General features: G+C 71.6%; 22 protein-coding genes and 1 pseudogene. 14 read left to right on the top strand and 9 right to left on the bottom strand.

What is annotated here, in order from left to right; translation table 11 throughout:
* The first annotated feature begins 5 nt into the window (after window positions 1–5).
* On the top strand, window positions 6–620 hold the full coding sequence (locus GA0070606_RS31085; RefSeq protein ID WP_091106882.1) for an AAA family ATPase: 615 nt from the start codon (window positions 6–8) through the stop codon (window positions 618–620).
* Between the two features lie 350 nt (window positions 621–970).
* Here GA0070606_RS31085 and GA0070606_RS31080 read toward each other — a convergent pair whose 3' ends face one another.
* Window positions 971–2,098, bottom strand: coding sequence for an ROK family transcriptional regulator (locus GA0070606_RS31080; protein ID WP_141721900.1), 1,128 nt, complete (start codon window positions 2,096–2,098; stop codon window positions 971–973).
* Between the two features lie 114 nt (window positions 2,099–2,212).
* Between GA0070606_RS31080 and GA0070606_RS31075 the strand changes: the two genes are divergently transcribed.
* The 7 genes and pseudogenes from GA0070606_RS31075 (at window position 2,213) to GA0070606_RS31050 (ending at window position 9,312) form a co-directional block, all read left to right on the top strand.
* Window positions 2,213–3,466 (top strand): Gfo/Idh/MocA family protein, encoded by a 1,254-nt coding sequence (locus GA0070606_RS31075; RefSeq protein WP_091106877.1) that lies wholly within the window; start codon window positions 2,213–2,215, stop codon window positions 3,464–3,466.
* Window positions 3,463–4,221 (top strand): annotated as a pseudogene (locus GA0070606_RS33810) (extracellular solute-binding protein); the annotation flags it as partial. The gene GA0070606_RS31075 and the pseudogene GA0070606_RS33810, both read left to right, overlap by 4 nt.
* A 29-nt stretch (window positions 4,222–4,250) precedes the next feature.
* A complete protein-coding gene (locus GA0070606_RS33805) occupies window positions 4,251–4,790 on the top strand; it encodes an extracellular solute-binding protein (protein ID WP_281191077.1) in 540 nt (179 codons plus the stop codon).
* A gap of 46 nt (window positions 4,791–4,836) precedes the next feature.
* On the top strand, window positions 4,837–5,871 hold the full coding sequence (locus GA0070606_RS31065; protein ID WP_218106114.1) for a carbohydrate ABC transporter permease: 1,035 nt from the start codon (window positions 4,837–4,839) through the stop codon (window positions 5,869–5,871).
* Window positions 5,868–6,722, top strand: a complete 855-nt coding sequence (locus GA0070606_RS31060) for a carbohydrate ABC transporter permease (protein WP_218106113.1) — start codon at window positions 5,868–5,870, stop codon at window positions 6,720–6,722. Before GA0070606_RS31065 ends, GA0070606_RS31060 begins: the two co-directional genes overlap by 4 nt.
* A 24-nt stretch (window positions 6,723–6,746) precedes the next feature.
* Window positions 6,747–8,336, top strand: a complete 1,590-nt coding sequence (locus GA0070606_RS31055; protein WP_091106875.1) for an alkaline phosphatase D family protein — start codon at window positions 6,747–6,749, stop codon at window positions 8,334–8,336.
* Window positions 8,337–8,343: 7 nt separating this feature from the next.
* Window positions 8,344–9,312 carry a polysaccharide lyase family protein gene (locus GA0070606_RS31050; RefSeq protein ID WP_091106873.1) on the top strand — a complete coding sequence of 323 codons (969 nt, stop codon included), beginning with the start codon at window positions 8,344–8,346 and terminating at the stop codon, window positions 9,310–9,312.
* Between the two features lie 76 nt (window positions 9,313–9,388).
* Here GA0070606_RS31050 and GA0070606_RS31045 read toward each other — a convergent pair whose 3' ends face one another.
* The 5 genes from GA0070606_RS31045 to GA0070606_RS31030 form a co-directional block, all read right to left on the bottom strand.
* A complete protein-coding gene (locus tag GA0070606_RS31045; protein ID WP_091106872.1) occupies window positions 9,389–11,785 on the bottom strand; it encodes an ATP-binding cassette domain-containing protein in 2,397 nt (798 codons plus the stop codon).
* A 321-nt stretch (window positions 11,786–12,106) separates the two neighbouring features.
* Complete coding sequence (locus tag GA0070606_RS32810) at window positions 12,107–12,244, bottom strand: hypothetical protein (RefSeq protein ID WP_176737487.1); 138 nt, start codon at window positions 12,242–12,244, stop codon at window positions 12,107–12,109.
* A gap of 96 nt (window positions 12,245–12,340) precedes the next feature.
* Window positions 12,341–13,069, bottom strand: coding sequence for an SDR family oxidoreductase (locus tag GA0070606_RS31040; protein WP_091106870.1), 729 nt, complete (start codon window positions 13,067–13,069; stop codon window positions 12,341–12,343).
* A gap of 166 nt (window positions 13,070–13,235) precedes the next feature.
* The gene (locus GA0070606_RS31035) at window positions 13,236–13,601 is read right to left on the bottom strand and encodes a hypothetical protein (protein ID WP_091106868.1); all 366 of its coding nucleotides are present in this window, start codon (window positions 13,599–13,601) and stop codon (window positions 13,236–13,238) included.
* Window positions 13,601–14,182, bottom strand: coding sequence for a helix-turn-helix domain-containing protein (locus GA0070606_RS31030; protein ID WP_091106866.1), 582 nt, complete (start codon window positions 14,180–14,182; stop codon window positions 13,601–13,603). The genes GA0070606_RS31035 and GA0070606_RS31030 overlap by 1 nt, the downstream gene beginning before the upstream one ends.
* A gap of 92 nt (window positions 14,183–14,274) precedes the next feature.
* Here GA0070606_RS31030 and GA0070606_RS31025 point away from each other — a divergent pair, with 92 nt between their 5' ends.
* Window positions 14,275–14,736, top strand: a complete 462-nt coding sequence (locus tag GA0070606_RS31025; RefSeq protein ID WP_091106864.1) for a peroxiredoxin — start codon at window positions 14,275–14,277, stop codon at window positions 14,734–14,736.
* A 73-nt stretch (window positions 14,737–14,809) separates the two neighbouring features.
* Entirely contained in the window at window positions 14,810–15,496 is a 687-nt protein-coding gene (locus GA0070606_RS31020) for a hypothetical protein (protein ID WP_091106862.1), read from the top strand.
* 136 nt (window positions 15,497–15,632) lie between these two features.
* On the opposite strand, the gene GA0070606_RS31015 is transcribed toward GA0070606_RS31020, so the two are convergent.
* The 3 genes from GA0070606_RS31015 to GA0070606_RS31005 form a co-directional block, all read right to left on the bottom strand.
* Window positions 15,633–16,094 carry a MarR family winged helix-turn-helix transcriptional regulator gene (locus GA0070606_RS31015; protein ID WP_091106860.1) on the bottom strand — a complete coding sequence of 154 codons (462 nt, stop codon included), beginning with the start codon at window positions 16,092–16,094 and terminating at the stop codon, window positions 15,633–15,635.
* 157 nt (window positions 16,095–16,251) lie between these two features.
* Entirely contained in the window at window positions 16,252–17,250 is a 999-nt protein-coding gene (gene cydB / locus GA0070606_RS31010) for a cytochrome d ubiquinol oxidase subunit II (protein ID WP_091106858.1), read from the bottom strand.
* Window positions 17,251–17,266: 16 nt separating this feature from the next.
* The gene (locus GA0070606_RS31005) at window positions 17,267–18,682 is read right to left on the bottom strand and encodes a cytochrome ubiquinol oxidase subunit I (RefSeq protein ID WP_091106856.1); all 1,416 of its coding nucleotides are present in this window, start codon (window positions 18,680–18,682) and stop codon (window positions 17,267–17,269) included.
* A gap of 190 nt (window positions 18,683–18,872) precedes the next feature.
* Here GA0070606_RS31005 and GA0070606_RS31000 point away from each other — a divergent pair, with 190 nt between their 5' ends.
* The 4 genes from GA0070606_RS31000 (at window position 18,873) to GA0070606_RS30985 (ending at window position 23,197) form a co-directional block, all read left to right on the top strand.
* Window positions 18,873–19,649 carry a lysophospholipid acyltransferase family protein gene (locus GA0070606_RS31000; protein ID WP_091106854.1) on the top strand — a complete coding sequence of 259 codons (777 nt, stop codon included), beginning with the start codon at window positions 18,873–18,875 and terminating at the stop codon, window positions 19,647–19,649.
* A gap of 600 nt (window positions 19,650–20,249) precedes the next feature.
* Window positions 20,250–21,017, top strand: a complete 768-nt coding sequence (locus tag GA0070606_RS30995; RefSeq protein WP_176737486.1) for a glycerophosphodiester phosphodiesterase family protein — start codon at window positions 20,250–20,252, stop codon at window positions 21,015–21,017.
* A gap of 17 nt (window positions 21,018–21,034) precedes the next feature.
* Window positions 21,035–22,423 (top strand): MFS transporter, encoded by a 1,389-nt coding sequence (locus tag GA0070606_RS30990; RefSeq protein WP_091106851.1) that lies wholly within the window; start codon window positions 21,035–21,037, stop codon window positions 22,421–22,423.
* A gap of 60 nt (window positions 22,424–22,483) precedes the next feature.
* A complete protein-coding gene (locus GA0070606_RS30985; RefSeq protein WP_091106849.1) occupies window positions 22,484–23,197 on the top strand; it encodes a thymidine kinase in 714 nt (237 codons plus the stop codon).
* Window positions 23,198–23,352: the final 155 nt, after the last annotated feature.

The following is a 23,352-nucleotide window of genomic DNA, read 5'->3' as shown; positions in this document are numbered from 1 at the left end:
AGAGCGTGCGACGCCACGTCCTGACCGGCGCGCCCGGGGCGGGCAAGACGACACTGGTCGACGCGCTGCGCCGTCGCGGGTGGAGCGTCGTCGCGGAGGCGTCGACCGACGTGATCGCGGCGGCGCAGGCGCGCGGCGTCGCCGAGCCCTGGCGCTGGCCGGAGTTCGCCGAGGCGGTGGCCCGGCTGCAGCGCGCACGCCAGCAGGCGGCCGAGCCCCAGGGCGGGGCCTGGCGCGACCGGGACGGCGGCGCGCCGGCACAGGTCTACGACCGGTCACCACTGTGCACCCTGGCGCTCGCGCGTTTCCTGGGCCGCCCGGTGGGGCCGGCGCTCGTCGCCGAGGTCACGCGGGTGCTCCGGGAGGGCGTCTACCAGCGCCAGGTGTTCCTCGTCGAGCCGCTGGGCTTCGTGACGCGCACCGCCGCCCGCCGGATCGGCTACGCCGGGTCGCTGGCGTTCGCGCGCGTGCACGAGGAGATCTACCGGGCGCACGGGCACGAACTCGTCGTCGTGCCGCCCGGCCCGGTGCCGGTGCGGGTCGCGCTGCTGGAGGCGCACCTGCGCCGGCTCGCCAGCCTCCCGTCGGACCCGTGCGAGGGAGGGGCTCATCCGCGTTAATTGACATAATGTACATTATCGAACCTGCGGATCGAGATCTGGTCCGAGCCTCTGTCGCTTCCTCGTCGTCGAGCGCATGGTGGTGGACCTCGGCCCTTCCGAGGAACGTCGAGGCCCCCCACCGAGCTGGAAAGAAGCCGGCGAAGCCGTTGCGTGTGGAGCGGGAACCGCCGCCGCTGAGCCTTGCGTTACCGGCAGCCCTGGCAGATGGCGGCGACAAGACCGAACAGCGACAACGGCGACGTAGGAGCCGCCCTTCCCCACCGGTTGTCCGGCGGTCCACGGCATCGGTTGTTGTGGATCGTCGCCCGGGCCTGGATTGACATCGCCAACCGCCGGGCGAATGGACGTCAGCCGACCCGGTAGAGGCCCTCCTCGATCCGGTTCAGTGCCAACCGGACCGCTCCGAGCCGGACCGCCTCGTCACCGAGGCTCGATCCGGTCAGCCGCGTAGGGTTCAACAGCAGCGGTTCCACGTACCGGCGGAGCGGCTCGATCAGCACGTCGCCGGGCAACGTGAGTGCGCCGCCGACCACGACCAGTTCCGGATCCAGCGCGAGCGACACGGCGGCCACGCCTCGGGCCATCCGGGCGGCGAGGTGTTCCAGCCGGTCGCGGGCGGCGGTGTCACCGGCTCGCACGGCGTCGAGGACGGCCCCGGGCCCGATGAGCCGTTCGGCGTTGTCCGGCCCGATGAGCGCCTCGACGGTGCACCGCAGGCCCATCTCGGGCAGCACCCCGACCTCCCCCGCGCCGCCCCAGCGGCCCCGGTGCAGCCGGCCGCCGATCAGCACGCCGATTCCGGTGTGCTGGCCGGTCAGGACGTACACCACGTCGTCGGCTTCCTGCGCGACGCCGCGCCAGTGCTCGGCGACAGCGGCGAGGTTGGCGTCGTTCTCGGCGAGGACCGGGCATGCCAGGAAACGCCCGAGCGTCTGCGCGAGGTGGGTGCCCTCCCACTGCGGTATCACGACGCAGGAGGTGATCCGGCCGTCGGGGTCGATCACGCCGGGGGTGCCGACGGCCGCCGCCCAGAGGTCGGACCTCGTCACCCGCGCCTCGGCGAGCGCGCGGTCCAGGCTGGTCTCGACCTGGGACAGGCGGTACGCCGGCGCGGAGTCGGCCGGGGTCTGGGTGGACTGGCGGTTGATGATCCGGCCGTCGAGATCGGCGAGGAACAGCCGCACCTGCTCGGCGGTGATCTCGACGCCGACGGCGTACCCCGCCTCGGCTCGGAACCGGTAGTGCCGGGCCGGTCGCCCCAGCCGTTTGCCGGCAGGTGGCGCCACCTCGACGACGAGTCCTCGTCCGGCCAGGTCTCCCAGCGCGCCCTCGGTGGCGGGGCGGGACAGGCCCACCTCGTGTGCCAGTTCGGTCAGGGTGGGCGCGTCGAGTTTGCGGAGTGCCCGCAGGGTGGCGACCGCGTTCATCCGCCGGAGCATCGATGGATCGCCGGCCTGGAGCGGACTTTCCTTCACCTGCACCCCTTGACATGGATCACATCGCCGTGAAAATTATGCAACATCATTACGAAACAAGCTTACGTAAGTATCCGCGGGTCGGGTGCGACCTCGGCGGGAGGGTCGGGTGTGATGCAGGAGACGACGGTGACGCTCGCCGTGGCCGGGGCGGGAGTGCGTGGCAGCGCGTACGCCGACCGGTGTGCGACCGGCGGAGCCGCGACGATCGTCGCGGTCGCCGAGCGGGATCCGGTACGGCGGGCCGCCTTCGCCGAACGGCACGGGATCCCGCTCGAGCGGACCTTCGCCGACTGGCGGGACCTGGCGGCCGCCGGTCGGCTGGCCGACGGAATCATCGTCGCGACGTTGGACCACGAGCACGTGGAGCCGGCGGTCCGGTTCGCCGGGCAGGGGTACCACATCCTGCTGGAGAAGCCGATGGCCACCACCGAGCCCGACTGCCAGCGCATCATCGACGCCGTCGAGCGCAGCGGCAGCATGCTCGCGGTCTGCCATGTGCTCCGGTACACGCCCTACACCCGGCTGGTGCGTCAACTGATCGCCAAGGGCCGCATCGGCACGCCGGTGAGTGTGCAGCACCTCGAGCCGGTGGGCTGGTGGCACCAGGCGCACTCGTACGTGCGCGGCAACTGGCGGCGCGAGGCGGAGTCCGGCCCCATGCTGCTCACCAAGTCGTGTCACGACATCGATTGGATCATGCATGTGCTGGGCGAGGTGCCCAGCCGGGTCTCCTCGTTCGGCCGGCTGTCGCACTTCCGCCCCGACAACCGTCCCGCCGGTGCCGCCGACCGCTGCCTCGACTGCCCGGTCGAGCGGGACTGCGCGTACTCGGCGAAGCGGCTCTACCTGTCCTGTCTGGGTGACCCGGATCGGGAACGGTGGCCGCTCGGCGCGGTGACGCACGACGTCACCACCGAGGGCGTGCTGGCCGCGCTGCGCGACGGACCGTACGGGCGGTGCGTGTACGGCGGTGACAACGACGTGGTGGACCACCAGGTGGTGAGCATGGAGTTCCCGTCCGGCGCGACCGCGTCGTTCACCATGACCGCGTTCACGCCGATGGCCCAGCGACAGACCCGGATCTTCGGCACCCGGGGATACCTGGAGGGCGACAGCCGTCAGGTGTCCGTCCGGGACTTCGTCACCGGCGAGGTCGAGACGTTCGACACCGGTACGGGTCACGAGTCGCAGATCGGCCACGTCGAGGCCGACGACGCGCTCGCCGACGCCTTCGTCGCCGCGCTGGCCACCGGCGACCGTTCGCTGCTCAGTTCGGACGCGCGGGAGAGCCTCGCCGGGCACCGCGTGGTCTGGGCGGCGGAACTGGCCCGACGAACCGGACAGGTGGTCGAGATCCCCCGATGACCCCCCACCCCCAACCCACACGGATCAGGAGCAGGTCGATGCTGACCAGACGATTGTCCGCCGCCGCCGTGGCGCTCTGCCTCGCCGGCACGCTGGCCGCCTGCGGCTCGGAACCGGAGAAGCCGCAGGCCACCGGCACCAACGACGCCCGGGGCCCGATCACCTTCGCGACCGGCAAGGACCTCACCGGTCAGTTGCAGAAGTTGATCGACGCGTGGAATGCCGAGCACCCGCAGGAGCAGGTCCGCCTGGTCGAGCTGCCCGAGGCGGCCGACCAGACCCGGCAGATGCTCGTGCAGAACGCCCAGATCAAGTCGGACGCGTACGACGTGGTGCAGCTCGACGCGGTCTGGACCGCCGAGTTCGCGGCCCGCCGCTGGGTGGTGGAACTCGCCCCCGACAAGCTCGACGTGGACACGTACCTCGCCCCCGCCCTGGAGACCGGGAAGTACCGGGGGAAGCTGTACGCGGCGCCCTGGCTCACCGGCACCGGCATCCTCTACTACCGCAAGGACCTGTTGGACGCCGCGGGCATCAAGCAGGCCCCGACCACCTGGGCCGAGTTGCGCGACGCCTGCGCCGCCGTGGCCAAGCTGCCCGCCGGCGCCGGGGTGGACTGCTACGCCGGCCAGCACGACAAGTACGAGGGGTTGACCGTCAACTACGCCGAGGCGGTCCAGTCCGCCGGCGGCACGGTCTTCGACGACGAGGGCAAGCCCCGGGTGGACACCCCCGAGGCCAAGGCCGGCCTCCAGTTCCTCGTGGACGGGTCAGGCAGAAGACGATCCCGGCCAAGGGTGTCACGTACAAGGAGGAGGAGGGTCGGCGCGCGTTCCAGGACGGCAAGCTGGTCTTCCACCGCAACTGGGCGTACGTCTACGCGCTCGCCTCGGCCACCGACGGCTCGTCCAAGGTGGACGGCAGGTTCGCGGTGGCCCCGCTGCCGGGCAAGGACGGCCCCGGTTCCGGCACCCTCGGCGGCAACAACCTCGCGGTGTCGGCCTTCTCCAAGCACCAGGGCACCGCCCGGGACTTCATCAGCTACATGACGAGCCTGGAGACCGAGCGCGAGTACGGCCGCAAGCAGTCGTTCCCGCTGTCCCGCGCCGCGCTCTACGAGGACCCGGAACAGATCAAGCTCTACCCGTACCTGCCGGTGCTCAAGGAGGGCATTCTGCGGGCCAAGCCCCGGCCGACCGTGGTCCGCTACGGCGACGTCACGGCGGCCATCCAGGACAACGTGTACGCGGCGATGAACGGTACGAAGACCGTCGACCAGGCCGCAGCCGACCTTCAGTCGGCGCTTGCCGGGCTGACCGACTGACCTGGCCACGGTGGGGGCGGAACCCGCCGCCCCCACCGTCGACCGCGTGACCGCAGGGAGCACCGTGATCGACACGACCACCGACGCCGACCCGAAGCAGCCGAGTACGGCCGCCCGCCCGGTCGCACGACCTCGACGGCGTGACCGGTCGGGGCAGGGCCGCCTGGCCGCCCTGTTGCTCTCTCCCACCTTCGCGGTGCTGGGGGTGGTGATCGCCTTTCCGATCGTCGCGGCCGTGTGGGACTCGATGCATCGCAGCACCGAGGAACTGGACGCCGACGGGCTGATCGTGGCCCGGGAGGCTTTCACTGGCCTGGACAACTATCTCGACCTGTTCCGGGGCGCGACCGGCGACCGGTTCCTCAACGCGTTGTGGAATACCACGTTCTTCACCGTCACGACGTTGGCGATCGAGACGGTGATCGGTGTGGGGATGGCGTTGCTGATGCACCGCGCGTTCCGTGGGCGGGCCCTGTTCCGGGCGAGCGTGCTGGTGCCGTGGGCGGTCCCCACCGCCATCTCGGCTCTGCTCTGGCGGTGGATCTTCGCCGCCGACGGGGTGGCGAACACGATCCTCGGCACCGAGGTGCTCTGGACCGCGGAGGACGTACCGGCCAAACTCGCGGTGATCATCGCGGACACGTGGAAGACGGCGCCGTTCGTCGCGCTGCTCGTCCTCGCCGGTCTGCAGGTCATCCCCCGGGAGACGTACGAGGCGGCCCGGGTGGACGGTGCGAACGCCTGGCGTCAGTTCGTCGGCATCACCCTGCCGTTGGTGAAGCCGGCGCTGCTGGTCGCGGTGATGTTCCGGATGATGGACGCGCTGCGGATGTTCGACCTGCCGCAGGTGCTCATCGGGGCTCGGAAACCCGCGGTGGAGACGCTGTCCCAGCTCGCCTGGGAGGAGGCCACGAACCTGCGGTACGGGCCGGCGGCGGCCACCGCCACCCTGCTGTTCTGCTACATCGCGCTCGCCGCGTACGTCTTCGTCAAACTGCTCGGCGCCGACCTGGTGGGCGACGGTCCCCGGCTGGGCCGGCCGGCGGGCGCGGCGACCACGACGAAAGGTGCGGCCCGGTGAGCGCCACGACCACATCCCCCCGACGCCGACCGGTGCTGCGTCGGCTCGGTGACCACACCACGCTGCTCGCGGTGGTGGTGTTCTGCCTCGCACCGTTCTACTGGATGGTGGTGACCAGCCTTCGGCGCTCGCAGGACGCGTTCGAGATGACGCCGTTGCCGAGCCCGTTCTCGCTGGACAACTACCGGGCGGTGTTCCAGCCGGGCAACGGTTTCGTCCGGGCGCTGGGCAACAGTCTGCTGGTCGCCGGGGCCACCACCCTGCTGACGTTGGTCGTCGGGACGACGGCCGCGTACGCGTTGGCCCGGCTGCGCTTCCGGTTCAAGCGGCCGGTGCTGGCGCTGGTCATCGCCACGTCGATGTTCCCGGGGAGTTTGCTGATCGTTCCGCTGCTCAAGCTGTTCACCGACATCGGGTGGATCAACACTTACCAGGCCATGGTCGTACCGAACCTGTCCTTCGCCCTGCCGCTGGCGGTGTGGAACCTGACCGCCTTCTTCCGGCAGCTGCCCTTCGAGTTGGAGCAGTCGGCCATGGTCGACGGTTGCACCGCCGGCCAGGCGTTCCGGAAGATCATTCTGCCGCTGGCCGCGCCGGGCGTCTTCACCACCGCGATCATCACCTTCGTCGTGGCCTGGAACGAGTTCATGATCGCGTTGACGATGGTGAACGAGCAGGACATGAAGACCGCCAACGTGATCGTCGCCCAGTTCACCGGGCAGCACGGCTACGACCAGCCGTTCGGTACGCAGATGGCGGCCGGTGTGCTGGTCACCGTGCCGCTCGTCGTCGCCGTCCTCCTCTTCCAACGCCGCATCGTCGAAGGTCTCACCTCCGGTGGCCTGAAGTAGGCCCCGCATCCCCCTGGAGTCCTGATGAAACCGTCCGTCCCCCGAACGAGCCGCCGCGCGTTTTTCGCCCTCAGCGGGGTCAGCGGTGCCGCCGTCGCCCTGGGCACCGGCGCGCCGGCCGCCGCCGACTACCCGACCGGGCCGGTGCCGGCCGACCCCTTCACGCTCGGCGTCGCCTCCGGTGACCCGCTCCCCCACGGCGTGGTGCTCTGGACCCGTCTCGCACCGCAGCCGCTGGCCGAGGACGGCCACGGCGGGATGCCGCGCCGGCCGTACCCGGTGCGGTACGAGGTCGCCGAGGACGAGCGGTTCACCCGGATCGCCGCCCGGGGCGTCGCGCTGGCCACCCCGGAACTGGCCCACTCGGTGCACGCCGAGGTCGACGGACTGCGCCCCGGTCGCGAGTACTTCTACCGGTTCCGGGTCGGCACCGAGATCAGCCCGGTCGGCCGGACCCGGACCGCGCCCGAGCCGGGTGGCACGCCGGCCGCGCTCCGTTTCGCCACCGCGTCCTGCCAGGCCTGGTACCACGGCTTCTTCACCGCGTACGAACATCTGGCCCGCGAGGATCCGGACCTGGTGTTCTTCCTCGGCGACTACATCTACGAGTACGGCATCACCTCGGCGAACATGCGGCGTCAGGGCGTGTCCCTGCCCGGCCCGGCGCACGCCGTGGAGACGGTGACCCTGGAGCAGTACCGGCTGCGGTACTCGCTGTTCAAGACGGACCCGCATCTGCAGGCGGTGCACGCCGCCGCGCCGTGGGTGGTCACCACCGACGACCATGAGGTGCAGAACAACCACGCCGACGAGTGGTCCGAGACCGGCATCCCGCCGGGCGACTTCCTGCGCCGTCGGGCGGTGGCGTACCGCGCCTTCTACGAGAACCTGCCGCTGCGGCTCACCGTGCGGCCGGACGGGCCGGACATGGCGCTGTACCGGCGGCTGCGCTGGGGGCGGCTTGCCCAGTTCGACGTCCTGGACACCCGGCAGCACCGGGACCGGTACCCGGGAGACACCGTGACCGGCAACGATCCGGAGCGCCTCGACCCGCAGCGGTCCATTCTCGGCCAGGCCCAGGAGGCGTGGCTGTACGACGGTCTGCGCCGTTCGGACGCGGTCTGGAACGTGCTGGCCCAACAGGTGGTGATGGCCCAGATCGACCGGGACACCGGCCCGGCCGAGGAGTTCAGCTTCGACCAGTGGGACGGCTTCGCCGCCAACCGGGACCGCCTCTTCGCCGCCTGGCGTCGGTACGGGATCGCCAATCCGGTGGTGCTCACCGGTGACGTGCACCGGCACATCGCCGCCGAGTTGAAGGCCGACTGGCGCGATCCGGCCTCGACGACGGTCGGTACCGAGTTGATCTGCACCTCGGTGGGTTCCGACAGCGACGGCGCCGACACCGACCGCTACGGCCCGCTGTGGTTGGGCAACCCGCACGTGAAGCTCTACAACGCCCGCCGGGGCTACCTGAGCTGCCGGATGACCCCCACGCAGCTGACCTCGGAGTTCAAGACCGTTCCCTACGTGCTGCGTCCGGGCGCGCCGATCACCACGACCGCGCGCTTCGTCACCGAGGCCGGTCGTCCCGGCCTGAACCGAGAGGTGTGAGGACCCGATGCGACAGAAGCCTCCGTCCGCCGTCACCCGTCGGGCCGCGCTCGGCCTGACCGCCGCGCTGGCCGGCTCGACGGCCCTCGTCGGCACCGCCACCGCGGCCCACGCCGAGGACGGCTCTCCCGCCGGCGACGTCGCCGGTCCCGCACCGAAGCCGGTGCACGGCCTGCGGGCCACCGGGGAACTCGGCCGGATCCGGCTGTCCTGGGCGGGTGAGGCGTTCCACCCCCTGGTCGACCACTACGCGGTGTACGCCGGTCGGTCGTCCGGCTTCGCCGTCGGCCCGCAGACCCTGCTCGGCAAGACTGTCTACTCGTACTTCCGCCATGAACGGTTGGGCGGCCGACGGCAGGACTGGCACTACCGGGTGGTGACGGTGGACGCGGCGGGCAACCGCAGTGAACCGTCGGCGGAGGTCCTCGGTTCCAGCTTGGACTCGGTCACAGTCACCGGTCAGCCGGTGGCCACGCTTGGCGAGTTCGACCAGCGGAGCCTGGAGTTCGCCCTGGCGCCGAACGCTTCGAGCCAGTTCCTGACCCGGTTCCCGAACGGGGTGGACGTCACCCACGGCGTGCACGGCACCGCCGACTGGTCGTACATCCACCCGGGTCCGGCGGACTCGTGGGCCGGGCGGCGGGAACACCGGTTCACCTTCCGGTTCACCCTCGACACGCCGCCGGCCGCTGGCCTGTGGCTGGCGATCTGGCTGATCGACACGCACGCGAGCCTGCCCGGCACGGTCGCGCTCGGTCTCAACGGCGCCCCGGTTCGCGAGGTCGCACTGGAGGGTGGTGCGACCCGAGGCTCGCTGGAGGGCGATGCCACCCTGCCCGACAGTCCGCTGAAGCCCTCGTACGTCGAGGTTGCGCTGCCCGCTGCGACGTTGGTGGCCGGCACCAACGTGCTGACCATCGACAAGACGGTCGGGTCGTGGCACGTGTACGACGCGCTGGGTGTGTTCCGCCGCTGAGTCCTGCCCCGCCGGCCGTGCGTGACCGAGGCCGGCGGGGCGGTGTGCGACGACGACCGCTGCTGCGCTGTGCGCCTCAATCGGTGCCGACGTAGGCCGCGAGGTGCTCGCCGGTGAGGGTGGAGCGGGCGGCGACCAGGTCGGCGGGGGTGCCGGTGAAGACGATGCGGCCGCCGTCGTGGCCGGCTCCGGGGCCGAGGTCGATGATCCAGTCGGCGTGGGCCATGACCGCCTGGTGGTGTTCGATGACGATGACGGACTTGCCGGAGTCGACGAGGCGGTCGAGCAGGGCGAGCAGTTGCTCCACGTCGGCGAGGTGCAGGCCGGTGGTCGGCTCGTCGAGGACGTAGATGTCGCCCTTCTCGGCCATCTGCGCGGCCAGCTTGAGCCGTTGCCGCTCGCCGCCGGACAGCGTGGTGAGCGGCTGGCCGAGGCTGAGGTAGCCGAGCCCCACGTCGGCGAGGCGGTCGAGGATCTTGTGGGCGGCCGGTGTGCGCGCGTCGCCGTCGGAGAAGAACTCCTCGGCCTCGGTGACCGACATCGCGAGGACCTCGGCGATGTTGCGGCCGCCCAGCGTGTATTCCAGCACCGCCGCCTGGAACCGCTTGCCCTCGCAGTCCTCGCAGGTGGACTCGACGGTGGCCATGACGCCCAGGTCGGTGTAGATGACGCCGGCGCCGTTGCAGGTGGGGCAGGCGCCCTCGGAGTTGGAGCTGAACAGCGCCGGTTTCACGCCGTTGGCCTTCGCGAACGCCTTGCGGATCGGGTCGAGCAGGCCGGTGTAGGTGGCCGGGTTGCTGCGTCGCGAGCCGCGGATGGCGCTCTGGTCGATGACGACGACGCCGTCGCGGCCGGCGACGGAGCCGTGGATCAGTGAGCTCTTGCCGGAGCCGGCGACGCCGGTGAGTACGCAGAGCACGCCGAGTGGGATGTCGACGTCGACGTTCTGGAGGTTGTGCGTCGAGGCGCCGCGGATTTCCAGGGCGGTGGTGGACGAGCGTACCGACTTCTTGAGGTTGGCCCGGTCGTCGAGGTGTCGCCCGGTGAGCGTGTCGCTGGCCCGCAGCTCGTCGATGGTGCCCTCGAAGACGACCTCGCCTCCGGCGGTGCCGGCGCGGGGGCCGAGGTCGACGATGTGGTCGGCGATGGCGATCGTCTCGGGTTTGTGTTCCACGACGAGCACCGTGTTGCCCTTGTCGCGCAGTTGCAGCAGCAGGTCGTTCATGCGTTGGATGTCGTGGGGGTGCAGGCCGATGGTGGGTTCGTCGAAGACGTAGGTGACGTCGGTCAGCGACGAGCCGAGGTGCCGGATCATCTTGGTGCGTTGGGCTTCTCCCCCGGACAGGGTGCCGGCCGGCCGGTCGAGGGAGAGGTATCCCAGCCCGATCTCCGTGAAGGAGTCGAGGAGGTGTTGGAGGCCGGTGAGTAGTGGGGCGACGGAGGGCTCGTCGAGGTCGCGGATCCATGCGGCCAGGTCGCTGATCTGCATCGCGCAGAGGTCGGCGATGTTCTTGCCCTTGATCTTGGAGGACTGGGCCTCCTTGCTGAGTCGGGTGCCGTGGCATTCGGGGCAGGCCGTGAACGTCACGGCCCGCTCCACGAAGGCGCGGATGTGGGGCTGCAGCGAGTCGACGTCCTTGGCCAGGAACGCTTTCTGGATCTGCGGGATCAGTCCCGCGTACGTCAGGTTGATGCCCTCGACCTTGATCTTGGTGGGCTCCTTGTGGAGCAGGTCGTGCATCTCCTTCTTCGTGTACTTGTGGATGGGCTTGTCGGGGTCGAACATGCCGCCTTCGCGGAAGATGCGGCCGTACCAGCCGTCCATGCTGTAGCCGGGAACGGTGATGGCGCCCTCGTTGAGGGACTTCTTGTCGTCGTACAGCTGGGTCACGTCGATGTCGTTGATCGAGCCCATGCCCTCGCAGCGCGGGCACATGCCGCCCAGTCGGGTGAAGGTCGCCTTTTCGGTCTTCGTCTTGCCGGCGCCGCGCTCGACGGTGATCGCGCCGCTGGCCTTGACCGAGGGGACGTTGAAGGAGTACGCGTTGGGCGGGCCGATGTGCGGTTGCGCGAGGCGGCTGAACAGGATGCGCAGCATCGCGTTCGCGTCGGTGGCGGTGCCGACGGTGGAGCGCGGGTTGGACCCCATCCGTTCCTGGTCGACGATGATCGCGGTCGTCAGCCCTTCCAGCCGGTCGACCTCGGGCCGTGCCAGGCTCGGCATGAAGCCCTGCACGAAGGCGCTGTAGGTCTCGTTGATCAGCCGCTGGGACTCGGCGGCGATCGTGCCGAACACCAGGGAGCTCTTGCCCGAGCCGGAGACGCCGGTGAAGACGGTCAGCCGGCGTTTCGGGATCTGGATGCTGACGTCCTTGAGGTTGTTCTCGCGCGCGCCGTGCACGCGGATAAGGTCGTGGCTGTCGGCGGTGCGTGGCGTGGGCGGCTGTGCGTTCGTCCTGGTGGCCGTGCTCATCGTGTCTCCATCTGTCTCGCGGGGCCGCCCGCGGCGGTCTTCGGTGGCGTCGGCTGGCTCGATCTAACCAAATGTCGGCGGCTGGCCGGGTCCCTCGTCGGCGCGGGTCGTCGTCGGCCTCGGCCGGCGCGGTGTCGTGTCTGTCGTCGTCGGGGACCCGCACGGAGCGAATCCTCGCCCAGGGGATGAGGGTCTTCTCCCCTGCGTCGGTCAGTTTCCGGTGCTCGATGGTGCGGCCGTCGCGGCCGGCGGTCAGGTGTCTCCTGGTGGGGGTCAGGAGGTGCTGGACGCCGCCGGCGATCCGGGGTCGGGCCGCTCGGGTCAGGTGCGCGGGGGCGGGCCGTCGGTGCGCAGGCGGGCGTGCAGGTGCATGTCGTGCCAGCCGTCGGCGTCGATGTCGGGCTGGGGCAGGCGGGCGAGGGTGCCGGGGGCGACGGCGGGTGCCACGAGCAGGGGCATGGCACGTCCTTCCTGCGCGGGGTCGGGCGGCGGATTGACCGGGGCCGCGGTCGGCGGTGCGGTCCGGATTCGCGGGGCGGGTCGGCGGTTCCGGTGTCAGAGGCCGCCGGCGACGCGCAGGACGGTGCCGGTGGTGTAGGTGGCGTCGGGGCCGAGCAGCCAGGCGATGGCGCCGGCGACCTCGTCGGGTTCGCCGGGGCGGCCGAGCGGGATGCGGGCGGCGGCGCGGTCGGGCCGGTCCGGTTGGCCGGAGAGGGCGTGGATGTCGGTGCGGATGATGCCGGGGGCGACGGCGTTGACGCGGATGCCCCGGGGGGCGAGTTCCTTGGCCAGGCCGGTGGTGAGGGTGTCGGTGGCGGCCTTGACGGCGGCGTAGTGGACGTATTCGCCGGGGCTGCCGAGGGTGGCGGCGGCGGAGGAGACGTTGACGATGGCGGCGCCGTCGCCCATCCGGCGGGCGGCCTGCTGGGCGCAGAGGACGTAGCCGACGAGGTTGATGTCGACGACGTCGCGCAGGTCGGCCGGGTCGAGGTCGACGAACGGGCCGATGGGGCTGGTGACGCCGGCGTTGTTGACCAGGCCGGTGAGTGGCCCGAGGTCGGCGGCGGCGTCGAACAGGGCGGCGACCTGGCCGGGATGGCGGGTGTCGGCGGGCACGGCGACGCCGCGTACGCCGGCGGCTTCGATGTCGGCGAGCACCGCGGCGGCGGCGGTGCGGTCACGGCGGTAGCTGAACGCGACGTGGTGGCCGGCGGTGGCGAGGCGGCGGGCGGTGGCGGCGCCGATGCCGCGGCTGCCGCCGGTGATGACGGTGACCGGTTTCAATGGTCTACTCCCCTGCCGTGGTTGCTGGGCCGACGCTACCGTGGCGGCGCGTCGTCGGGGTGGAGGCGGAGATCACATGCGGCGTGGGCGGCGGCGGGGCGTGTCGTCGCGCAGGTGGCGGGGCGTCTGGTCGGGTGGGACGGCTCGGCGGGTGGGTGTTCGCCGGTCACGGTCGGCTCCGGGTGGCGTGGCGGATCGCGTCGGCGACGGTGGGCGCGGTGGGGTCGGACAGCAGGATCTCGTCGTAGCCGGTGACGGCGCGGTCGACGGTGAGGTGCAGGCCGGGTTGGCCGGCGCGGGCGGACACGAGTTGTCGTGGTCCACCGAGGACGCCCCAGGTGCCGATCTTGACGAAGCCGGAGACGGCGAGGCCGCTGCGGGCGCCGCGGGCCAGGCGTAGCGGCTCGGTGACGGCGGTGGCGTCCCGTACGGCGGTCAGGGGCACGGTCAGGTGTTCTCGTCGGATCCACATTCGTTCGCCGGCGGTGAAGCGGATGTGGAGGTGGTCGGCGGTGAGGGCGGTGGAGGCCATCAGGCGGGTCCTTTCGTGTTGCCCGGGGTGGGGTCGGTGCGGGGAGGGTCGGTCGGCAGCAGGATGGTGGCGAGCAGCCGGGGGGTCCGTTCGGGGGTCGGTTCGTGCTGTGCGAGCGGGAGCAGGAGTGCGCCGAGGTCCTGGGCGAGCTGGGCCAGTTCGGCGTCGCTGAGGTGCAGCACGAGTTGCTGGTAGCCGACGCCGTCGGCGGTGTAGTCGATGTGGTCGCGGTCGAGGTAGCGGGTGAACTCCGACAGCAGGCTCGACACGAAGGCGGTGAACCAGCGGGCGTGGTCCTCGCGGGTGGCGGCGGCGAGGGTGGCGGGGTCGGGTGAGGATCCGCCGCCGGGCAGCGCGTAGATCCGTTCGGTGGCGCCTCCGGCGGGGCGTTCCTCGGCGATCTCGACCAGGCCGGCCCGGACGAGGGTGGCCAGGTGCCGGTAGAGGGTGGCCTGTGGGACGTCGGGCAGCGCGGCGGCGAGGTCGCGGGTGGTGCGGTGGGCGCCGGCGATCGCGCGCAGGATCCGGATGCGTACCGGGTGCAGGGCCAGGTCGGACCAGCGGTGAGGCGGGGTGTCCACGACATGACGTTATCATTCTCGATAATGGGAACGCTAGTGGGCGCGGGATCGCATACGCTTCGGCGCACTGGCGACGACGGTGGAGGTGCGCGGTGGCGGGTGTGGGTGTCGGGGACGTGGTGGAGGACTTCGAGCTGCCCGACCAGACGGGTACGCCGCGGCGGCTGTCGGAGTTCCTGGCCGCCGGCCCGGTGGTGCTGTTCTTCTATCCGGCGGCGCTGACCAGGGGGTGCACGGCGCAGAGCTGCCACTTCCGGGACCTGGCGGCGCAGTTCGCGGCGGTGGGCGCGACCCGGGTGGGGATCAGCCGGGACCCGGTGGCGAAGCAGGCGGAGTTCTCGCGGCTGCACGGGTTCGACTATCCGTTGCTGTCGGACGCGGACGGGGTGGTCGCGGGCCGGTTCGGAGTGCGGCGGCGGTTGCCGCTGGGCGCGTTGAGCACGCGGCGGATGACGTTCGTGATCGGCAGGGACCGGCGGGTGGTCGAGGTGGTCCACAGTGAGCTGGACATGAACGCGCATGCCGACGCGGCGCTGCGGGCGCTGGGGGGTTGACCGCCCGCCTGTCGGGGCCGGCTGGTATCAAGGCAGGCGTCTGAACAGGTGTACGAGGGGAAGAGGTTTGCTGATGGGTGCCGCTGGCCAGGGATTGTCCGACGAGGACGTGCGCAACTTCCGGGAGGCGTTGGCGGCGGGGCGCAAGCCGAAGGTGGTGTTCACCGCGTCGGCGGGTCAGATCGCCGGGCAGGTGGGGCAGGTGGTGGAGCTGACGGACCCGGCGGCCTCGGACGAGTTCGTGGTGGTCCGGTTCGGTCGCGACGAGTTGCCCTTCTCCCCCGCCGACGTGGCGGTGGCGCCGCGGGGCGCGGGCCGCAAGGCACCGGAGCCGCAGCCCGAGCCGGAGCCGGCCGCGCCGGCGGAGCCGGAGTTCGTGTTGGACCGGGAGCGGGTGCCGGCGCCACGGCAGCCACGGGAGGAGTCGAAGGTGGAGACGGTGGAGGCGAAGCCGGCGCGGCGTCCGGTGAAGGCGGCCAAGCCGAAGGGTCCGGCCGGGTTGACGGTGACGCTGGCGTACGCCGACGGCGAGTGGACGGTGGCGGCGCAGCAGGGCAGCAAGTCGCTGGCGAAGCCGTACGTGGTCAAGCCGGCGGAGGCGCTGCGGATGGTGGCGCTTGTCGACGTGCCGGGGGTGCACGAGGCGGTGGAGCAGATCATGGCCGCGGAGCGGGCCGAGGCGGAGCAGCAGGCGGAGAAGCTGCGCGCGGAGCTGGCCGAGATCGAGGCGCGCCTGGCGGAGTTGCACGAGGCGCGCTGACGCGGGCGCGGTCGGCGGGGTGGGTGGCGGTGTCGCCCGTCCCGCCGACCGTATGCCGGGCGTGGTGCTCGACCCGCCGGCCCCGTGCCGCCCGCCCCGCCGGGCGTGGTGGTCGACCCGCCGCGGCGGCCGGGTGTCAGCCGCGGCGCCGGGCGTGGTGGTCGAACAGCTTGCCGAGCAGGCGGGTGAGCTGGGCGCGTTCGGTGTCGGTGAGCGGGGCCAGCAGGGTGTCCTGCACGCGGGTGAGGGCCTCCTGCATGCGGTGCAGCTCGGCGCGGCCGGCGGGGGTGAGGGTGATGACGTTGCGTCGCCGGTCGGTGGGGTCGGGGGCGCGCACGACGAACGCGTTGGCGGCGAGTTCGTTGATGGTGGCGACGACGTCGCTGCGGTCGATGCCGCCGCGGCGGCCGAGGTCGGCCTGGCTGGCGGGGCCGAACTCGTCGAGGGCGGCCAGGAGGCGGTAGTGGTAGCCGCGGGCGCCGAGGGCGGCGAAGCCCTCACCGACCAGTCGGCTGGCGTGGGCCGCGGTCTGGGTCAGCAGCCAGCTCGGGGTGGTGCGCAGCCGGCTGGGTGGCTCCTGCTCGCCGGTGTGGAACATGGCGTGACCCTACCGCAATTGTTGGCTTGGCCCACGACTCCTGCTGCCGTCTCCCCCGCCGACGCTGGCGGGGAGGGATCCCGGACGTCCGCGTCGCCCCGGCGGCCCGGGGTGCGGGTGGCGGCGGCGGGACCCGCCGCCACCCGACGGGGGCGGGTCAGTGCTGCGGGATGTGGGCCACCCCGATGCGCTTGCGGAACACCCAGTACGTCCAGCCCTGGTAGGCCAGCACGATCGGGGTGAACACCACCGCCACCCAGGTCATGATCTTCAGGGTGTAGGGGGTGGAGGCGGCGTTGGTGGCGGTCAGCGTGCCGGCGGCGTCGAGGGTCGAGGGCAGCACGTTCGGGAACAACGCCGCGAACAGCGTCGCCACGGCCAGGGCGATCGCCACGGCGGTGCCGGCGAACGCCCAGCCCTCCCGGCGTACCCGGGCGGCGGCCAGGCCACCGAGCAGGGCCAGTGCCGCGCCGACGGCGAACACCACGGCGGCCGCGCTGGAACGGATGGTCAGCGTCCAGGACAGGAACGCCACGGCGAGCACGGCGGTGACCACGCCCAGGCGCACCGCGAGCGCGCCGGCGCGATCGCGCACGTCGCCGACGGTCTTGAGCGCGATGAACACCGCGCCGTGGGTTACGAACAGCGCCGCGGTGGTCGCGCCACCGAGCAGCGCGTACGGGTTGAGCAGGTCGACCAGCCCGCCGACGTACTCGTGGTCGGCGTCCAGCGGCACGCCGCGCAGGATGTTGGCGAACGCCACTCCCCACAGCACGGCCGGCACCACCGACCCGACGAAGATCGCCGTGTCCCAGCGGCGCTTCCAGGACGCCTCGGGGCGCTTGTGGCGGTACTCGAACGCCACGCCCCGGGCGATCAGCGCCAGCAGGATCAGCAGCAGCGGCAGGTAGAAGCCGGAGAACAGGGTGGCGTACCACTCGGGGAAGGCGGCGAACATGGCGCCGCCGGCGGTGATCAGCCACACCTCGTTGCCGTCCCAGACGGGGCCGATGGTGTTGATCAGTACGCGGCGTTCCCGGTCGTCGCGGCCGAGCACGGGCAGCAGCATGCCGACGCCGAAGTCGAAGCCCTCCAGGATGAAGTACCCGGTGAACAGGACCGCGACGAGCAGAAACCAGACGGTGGTGAGTTCCACGATGGGGCTCCGGTGATCAGTAGGCGAAGGCGAGCGGGCGCTCGGCGTCGTCGTGGCTGTCGTCGATCTCGGGGTTCGGCGTCACGTCGGGCACGCCGGCCTTGGCGTAGCGCAGCAGCAGCTTGACCTCGATCACGGCGAGCGTGGCGTAGATCAGGGTGAAGGCCGTGAACGAGGTGAGCACCTCGGTCAGCGAGACGCTGCGGGACACGCCGTCGCGGGTGAGCATCTCGCCGAAGACGATCCACGGCTGACGGCCCATCTCGGTGAAGATCCAGCCGAAGGAGTTCGCGGCCAGGGGCAGCAGGGGCATGATCAGGCCGGCGCGCAGCAGCCACTTGTTGGTGGGGGTGCGGCCCTTGCGCTGGCTCCAGAGGACCAGCAGGGCGATCGCGGCGGCGGCCATCCCGAAGCCGATCATGAAGCGGAAGCTCCAGTAGGTGACCGGGATGATCGGGGTGTAGCTGCCGGCGCCGTACTGGGCGGCGTACTGGGCCTGCAGGTCGTTGATGCCGTGCACGGTGCCGTTGGGGTCGCCGGTGCCCAGCCACGACAGCAGGTGCGGGATCTTGAGGGCGAACAGTTCGCGGCTGCCGTCGAGGCTGCCGACGGTCAGGACGCTGAACGAGGCGGGCGACTCGGTGGTGTAGAGGCCCTCGGCGGCGGCCATCTTCATCGGCTGCACCTCGGTCATGATCTTGCCCTGGATGTCGCCGGTGATGGCGACGGCGGCGGCGGAGACCAGGGTGACCCAGGAGCCGAACTTCGCGGCGAATCGGTAGGCGGGGGTGTCGGCGGAGTCGCGGTTGCGTACCAGGTGCCACATGGCGACGGCGACCAGCAGCGAGCCGGCGACCAGGAACGCGCCGGCGATCGTGTGCGGGAAGGTGATCAGGGCGACCTTGTTGGTCAGTACGGCCACGAAGTCGGTGAGTTCGGCGCGGCCGGTCTCGGGGTTGATCCGGTAGCCGACCGGGTTCTGCATGAACGAGTTCGCCGCGAGGATGAAGTACGCGCTGAGGTTCGTGCCGATGGCGGCGGCCCAGATGCTGGCCAGGTGCAGCCGCTTGGGCAGCCGGTCCCAGCCGAAGATCCACAGGCCGATGAAGGTCGACTCGAGGAAGAACGCGACCAGCGCCTCGATGGCCAGGGGGGCGCCGAAGATGTCGCCGACGAAGCGCGAGTAGTCGCTCCAGTTCATGCCGAACTGGAACTCCTGCACGATGCCGGTCACCACGCCCATCGCGAAGTTGATCAGGAAGAGCTTGCCGTAGAACTTGGTGAGCTTCAGGTACTTCTCGTCGCCGGTGCGGTGCCACATCGTCTGCAGGATCGCCACCAGCACGGACAGGCCGATGGTCAGCGGCACGAAGAGAAAGTGGTAGACGGTGGTGACACCGAACTGCCAGCGGGCGACGTCCAACGCGTCCACCAGTAACCCCCAGGCTGTGCATACTACGAGACGTAGTAAATACTACTGCCCGTCGTAGAGAAACCGGCAGGGGCGGGGGTCCCGAAGCGACCCGGGACCAATGACCCTGATCACCTCTGCCGGACGGCCCGGCCCCCGTACGCGACCCGCGCCGGGCGCGCCGGTGCCCGCGTGCGACCATTGCGCGCTGATGGACACCACCCGCCCGACCTGGCAGCCGCCGCTGATCTGGCGCGCCGCGCTGCTGCTCGCCCGCGTCGCCGTCGCGCTCCTGGCCCGCCTGGAGGTCAGCGGCGACGTGCCCGAGGCGCTACGCCGGGGCCCGCTGATCCTGGCCGCCAACCACATCAGCCCGTTCGACCCGATCGTGCTCGCCGCCGCCTGCCGCGCCCGCGGCGTCGCCCCGCGGATAATGGCCACCGGCGGACTGTTCCGCACCCCCGTCATCGGCGCCGCCATGCGCCGCGCCGGGCACATCCGCGTCGACCGGGGCACCGCCGCCGTCGGCCAGGCCCTCGACGACGCCGCGGCGGCGGTCTCCGGCGGCTCCGTGATCCTGGTCTACCCGGAGGGGCGCATCGGCCTGGATCCCGGCATGTGGCCCGAACGCGGCAAGACCGGCACCGCCCGCCTCGCCCTGGCCTGCGGCGCCCCGGTGATCCCCGTCGCCCAGTGGGGCTCCCACGAGGTGGTGCCCTACCGCGCCCCGAAGGGCCTGCTGCGCGGCCTGGCGCGCGCGGTGTGGCGCCGCCCGGCGCTGCGCGTGCACTTCGGCGCGCCCGTCGAACTGGCCGACCTCACCCACGGCGCGCCCGGCGCCGCGCGGCGGGCCACCGACCGGATCGTCGACGCCATCACCGACGCCCTCGTGCCGCTACGCCCCGACGAGCCCGACCGCCCCCGCCACGTCGACCCCGGCCGCCCGACCGACACCAGTCGCTCCCACCGCCGGCACCGCTCCGCCTGAACTCCGGGACTCGGCCGCGTCACCGCGCGTCAGGGCGCTATCAGCCGCGCCGCGCCGGCTGACACCTGCGGGGGTCCCACCGCTCACCGGAGCGTCCAACCGCCCTTCCGCGCGCATCCGATCGTCACTCAACGTGCAAGGCGGACGCTTCCCTCCCGCACACGCCGTCGGCCCTTTGCTCTGCACCCACCGACGCGCCAGCCACTGAGAGTGAGGTACGCCGGCCGGACCGGCACAACGGCGAGTGCCGAGTCAGCAGCTCAGCGGGGTGGTGCGGATCAGGGTGCAGAGCAAAGGGCCCGGTGACGATACCCGGCTCGAACCCGCCGTGAGCTACGGAGAGTGATTCACCCGCGATGTCACACCGGGTGACGCAATGGCGGCCTCCACCAAGGGCGCGGGGGCCGGCCATGCGGTAGGTCGGCGACTCCCGCGGGTCGACGGGTGGAAGACCGGATGCGACCCGGAAGGGCTCACACGACGGTCATCCGGGGGTCGCCGGCACAGCGAGCCGACGACGGCACCGATGCGTTCGCGCCGGAGATCGACGGTCACGGGCTGGTCGCCGTGCGGCAACCGGGGACCGGCATACTGCGTCGCGTGCTGACCGGTCACCCCTACCTGGACGCCCCCGCTCCGCTGGCGTTCGCCCACCGCGGCGGCGCCGCCGAGGGCGACGAGAACACCGTCGCGGCGTTCGCGCGGGCCGTCGGGCTCGGCTACCGGTACGTCGAGACCGACGTGCACGGCACCGCCGACGGCGTCGCGGTGGTCTTCCACGACGCCACGCTGGACCGGGTCACCGGCGAGCCGGGGCGCATCGCCGACCTGCGCTGGACCGACCTGGCGTCGGTGCGCGTCGGCGGCGCCGCCGTGGTCCCCCGCCTCGACGAGGTCCTCGACGCCTGGCCGCAGGTGCGGTTCAACATCGACGTGAAGGCCGACGGCGGCGTCGAGGCGACCGTGGCCACCATCGGGCGCGTCGAGGCCGGCGACCGGGTGCTGCTCGCCTCCTTCAGCGACGCCCGGCTGGCCCGGCTGCGCGCCCTGACGCAGGGGCGGATCGCCACCAGCCTCGGCATGCGCGGGGTGGCCCGGCTGCGGATGGCCTCCCTGACCGGACGGCCGCTGCGGCTGCCCCCGTCGGTGGTCGCCGCGCAGGTGCCGGTGCGTTACGGACGGGTACCCGTGGTGGACCGCCGGTTCCTGCGCCACGCCCACCGACTCGGCCTGCAGGTGCACGTCTGGACGATCGACGAACCTGCCGAGATGCACGAGTTACTTGATCTTGGGGTGGATGGCATCATGACCGATCACGTCGGCGTGCTGCGCGACGTATACCGCAGCCGCGGCCACTGGGCCGCCTGAGCGCCCGAAGGACCCCGATGGCCGAGACCGCCACCCCCATGGTGGGCGACACCCCCGCCCCGGCGAGCACCCGCCGCGAACGCACCGGCTGGTACTTCTACGACTGGGCGATGTCCGCGTTCTCCACCACCGTCATCACCGTGTTCCTCGGGCCCTTCCTGACCACGGTCACCGAACTCGCCGCCGGCTGCGAACTCGGCGCCGACAGCTGCTCCGGGCACGTGTACCCGCTGGGCATCAAGGTCGCCGCCGGTTCCTACTTTCCTTACCTGGTGTCGCTGTCGGTCTTCCTCACCGTCTTCGTGCTGCCGGTCGTGGGCGCGATCGCCGACCGGTCGGCGCACAAGAAGCGGCTGCTGGCCGCCGCCGCGTTCACCGGCGCCGGCGCCACCGTCGGCATGCTCTTCGTCACCGGCGACCGGTATCTGCTCGGCGGGGTGCTGTTCATGGTCGCCAACATCGCCTTCGGCGCCGGCGTGGTGGTCTACAACTCGTTCCTGCCGCAGCTCGGCGGCCCCGACGACCGCGACGGCATCTCCAGCCGCGGCTGGGCGCTGGGCTACCTCGGCGGCGGCCTGCTGCTGGCGCTCAACCTGGTCGCCGTGAGCATGCTCGGCGAGGAGGGCGACCACCAGCGCACCCTCGACCTGGCCCGGTGGTCGATCGTGTCCGCCGGGCTGTGGTGGGCGGCGTTCACCCTGGTCCCGCTGCGCTGGCTGCGCGAGCACCCGACCGCCGCCGCGCTGCGCGGCGGCAACCCGCTCACCGACGGGTTCCGCCAGCTCGGCCGCACCCTGCGCGAGATCAAGGCGTACCCGCTGACGCTGTTCTTCCTGCTCGCGTTCCTGGTCTACAACGACGGCATCCAGACCGTCATCGCCCTGGCCAGCCAGTACGGCACCGAGGAGCTGAAGCTCGGGCAGAGCACCCTGATCGTGACCATCCTGCTGGTGCAGTTCCTCGCCTTCGGCGGCGCGCTGCTGCTCGGCGCCCTCGCCAAGCGCATCGGCGCCTGGAAGACCGTGCTGATCAGCCTGGTGCTCTGGACCGGGGTGATCCTCGGCGCGTTCCGGCTGCCCGCCGAGGCGCCCGTGCCGTTCATGGTCCTCGGCGCGGCCATCGGCCTGGTGCTCGGCGGCAGCCAGGCGCTGAGCCGGTCGCTGTTCAGCCAGCTCATCCCCGCCGGCAAGGAGGGCGAGTACTACGGCTTCTACGAGATCAGCGACAAGGGCACCAGCTGGCTCGGCCCGCTGGCCTTCGGGCTGGTGTTCCAGCTCACCAACTCCTACCGGGTGGGCCTGGTCTCCCTGCTGATCTTCTTCGTCGTCGGGTTCCTGCTGCTGCTGGCCGTGCCGATCCGCCGCGCGATCGTCGCCGCCGGCAACACCCCGCCGCGGGTGCTCTGAGTACCGGCGCGACCCGCACCCGCCGGATCGGGGGGCGTCGATCGGCTAGGCTGCCCGTCCGTGACCGACCACGCCGCCGCCCCGACCTGTCTGGCGCGCCCGCCGCTGGGCCCCGACGACTCCCCCGCCGGGTGCGCCGCGGCGCGCGGGGTGGACGGCCGCCCGCTGCACGCGGCCGCGCTGAAGTTCTTCTGGGGGCCGATGGACTGCGGCAAGTCCACGATGGCTCTGCAGATGAACCACAACCACGCCCGCCAGGGCCGCCGGGGCCTGGTCACCACCCGCATCGACCGCTCGCTGGGCCCGCAGGTCACCACCCGCATCGGCCTGGCCCACGAGGCCGTCGAGGTCACCGACGAGCTGGACCTGCGCGCGCTGGTGCGCGACACGTGGGCCGAAGGGGTCCGTGTCGACTACCTCATCTGCGACGAGGCCTCCTTCTACAACCTCGAGCACATCGAGCAGATGGCCGAGCTGGTCGACAGCTACGACGTCGACGTGTACGCGTTCGGGCTGGCCACCGACTTCCGGTCCTGCCTGTTCCCGGCCGCGCAGCGACTGTTCGAGCTGGCCGACGAGGTGGCCCGCATCCAGGTGGAGGTGCTCTGCTGGTGCGGCCGGGAGGGGCGGCTCAACGCCCGGGTGGTCGGCGGGCGGGTCGTCCGCGAGGGCGAACAGGTCGTCATCGGCGACACCGTGGACACGGCCGACGTGCGCTACCAGGTGCTCTGCCGGCGGCACTACCGCGCCGGGGAGTTGGGCCCGCGCCGCTGAGGCCGTAATCACCGATGTCGCCCCTGACGCGCAACCGGCGGCCGGCCTTGACCTGCAACCATGCCGCGGCGAGCCCGGCCGCCTGGGCTCGCATGTGCATCTCGACAGCAGGTCCCGGTACGCCGCGCCGGTCACAGAATCGGTCACCTCGATGA

This window comes from Micromonospora citrea, assembly GCF_900090315.1.
GTDB classification, from domain to species: domain Bacteria; phylum Actinomycetota; class Actinomycetes; order Mycobacteriales; family Micromonosporaceae; genus Micromonospora; species Micromonospora citrea.
This window is presented reverse-complemented; position numbering and strand designations above follow the sequence as displayed.

Bases quoted from the DNA above. Each gene is read 5' to 3' on its own strand.
- GA0070606_RS31015 (WP_091106860.1), bottom strand. From the start codon at position 16,094: ATGTTCCACACCGGCGAGCAGGAGCCACCCAGCCGGCTGCGCACCACC.
- GA0070606_RS31000 (WP_091106854.1), top strand. From the start codon at position 18,873: ATGGACACCACCCGCCCGACCTGGCAGCCGCCGCTGATCTGGCGCGCC.
- GA0070606_RS32810 (WP_176737487.1), bottom strand. From the start codon at position 12,244: ATGCCCCTGCTCGTGGCACCCGCCGTCGCCCCCGGCACCCTCGCCCGC.
- GA0070606_RS31075 (WP_091106877.1), top strand. From the start codon at position 2,213: ATGCAGGAGACGACGGTGACGCTCGCCGTGGCCGGGGCGGGAGTGCGT.
- GA0070606_RS31050 (WP_091106873.1), top strand. From the start codon at position 8,344: ATGCGACAGAAGCCTCCGTCCGCCGTCACCCGTCGGGCCGCGCTCGGC.
- GA0070606_RS31055 (WP_091106875.1), top strand. From the start codon at position 6,747: ATGAAACCGTCCGTCCCCCGAACGAGCCGCCGCGCGTTTTTCGCCCTC.
- GA0070606_RS31045 (WP_091106872.1), bottom strand. From the start codon at position 11,785: ATGAGCACGGCCACCAGGACGAACGCACAGCCGCCCACGCCACGCACC.
- GA0070606_RS30990 (WP_091106851.1), top strand. From the start codon at position 21,035: ATGGCCGAGACCGCCACCCCCATGGTGGGCGACACCCCCGCCCCGGCG.
- GA0070606_RS31020 (WP_091106862.1), top strand. From the start codon at position 14,810: ATGGGTGCCGCTGGCCAGGGATTGTCCGACGAGGACGTGCGCAACTTC.
- GA0070606_RS31035 (WP_091106868.1), bottom strand. From the start codon at position 13,601: ATGGCCTCCACCGCCCTCACCGCCGACCACCTCCACATCCGCTTCACC.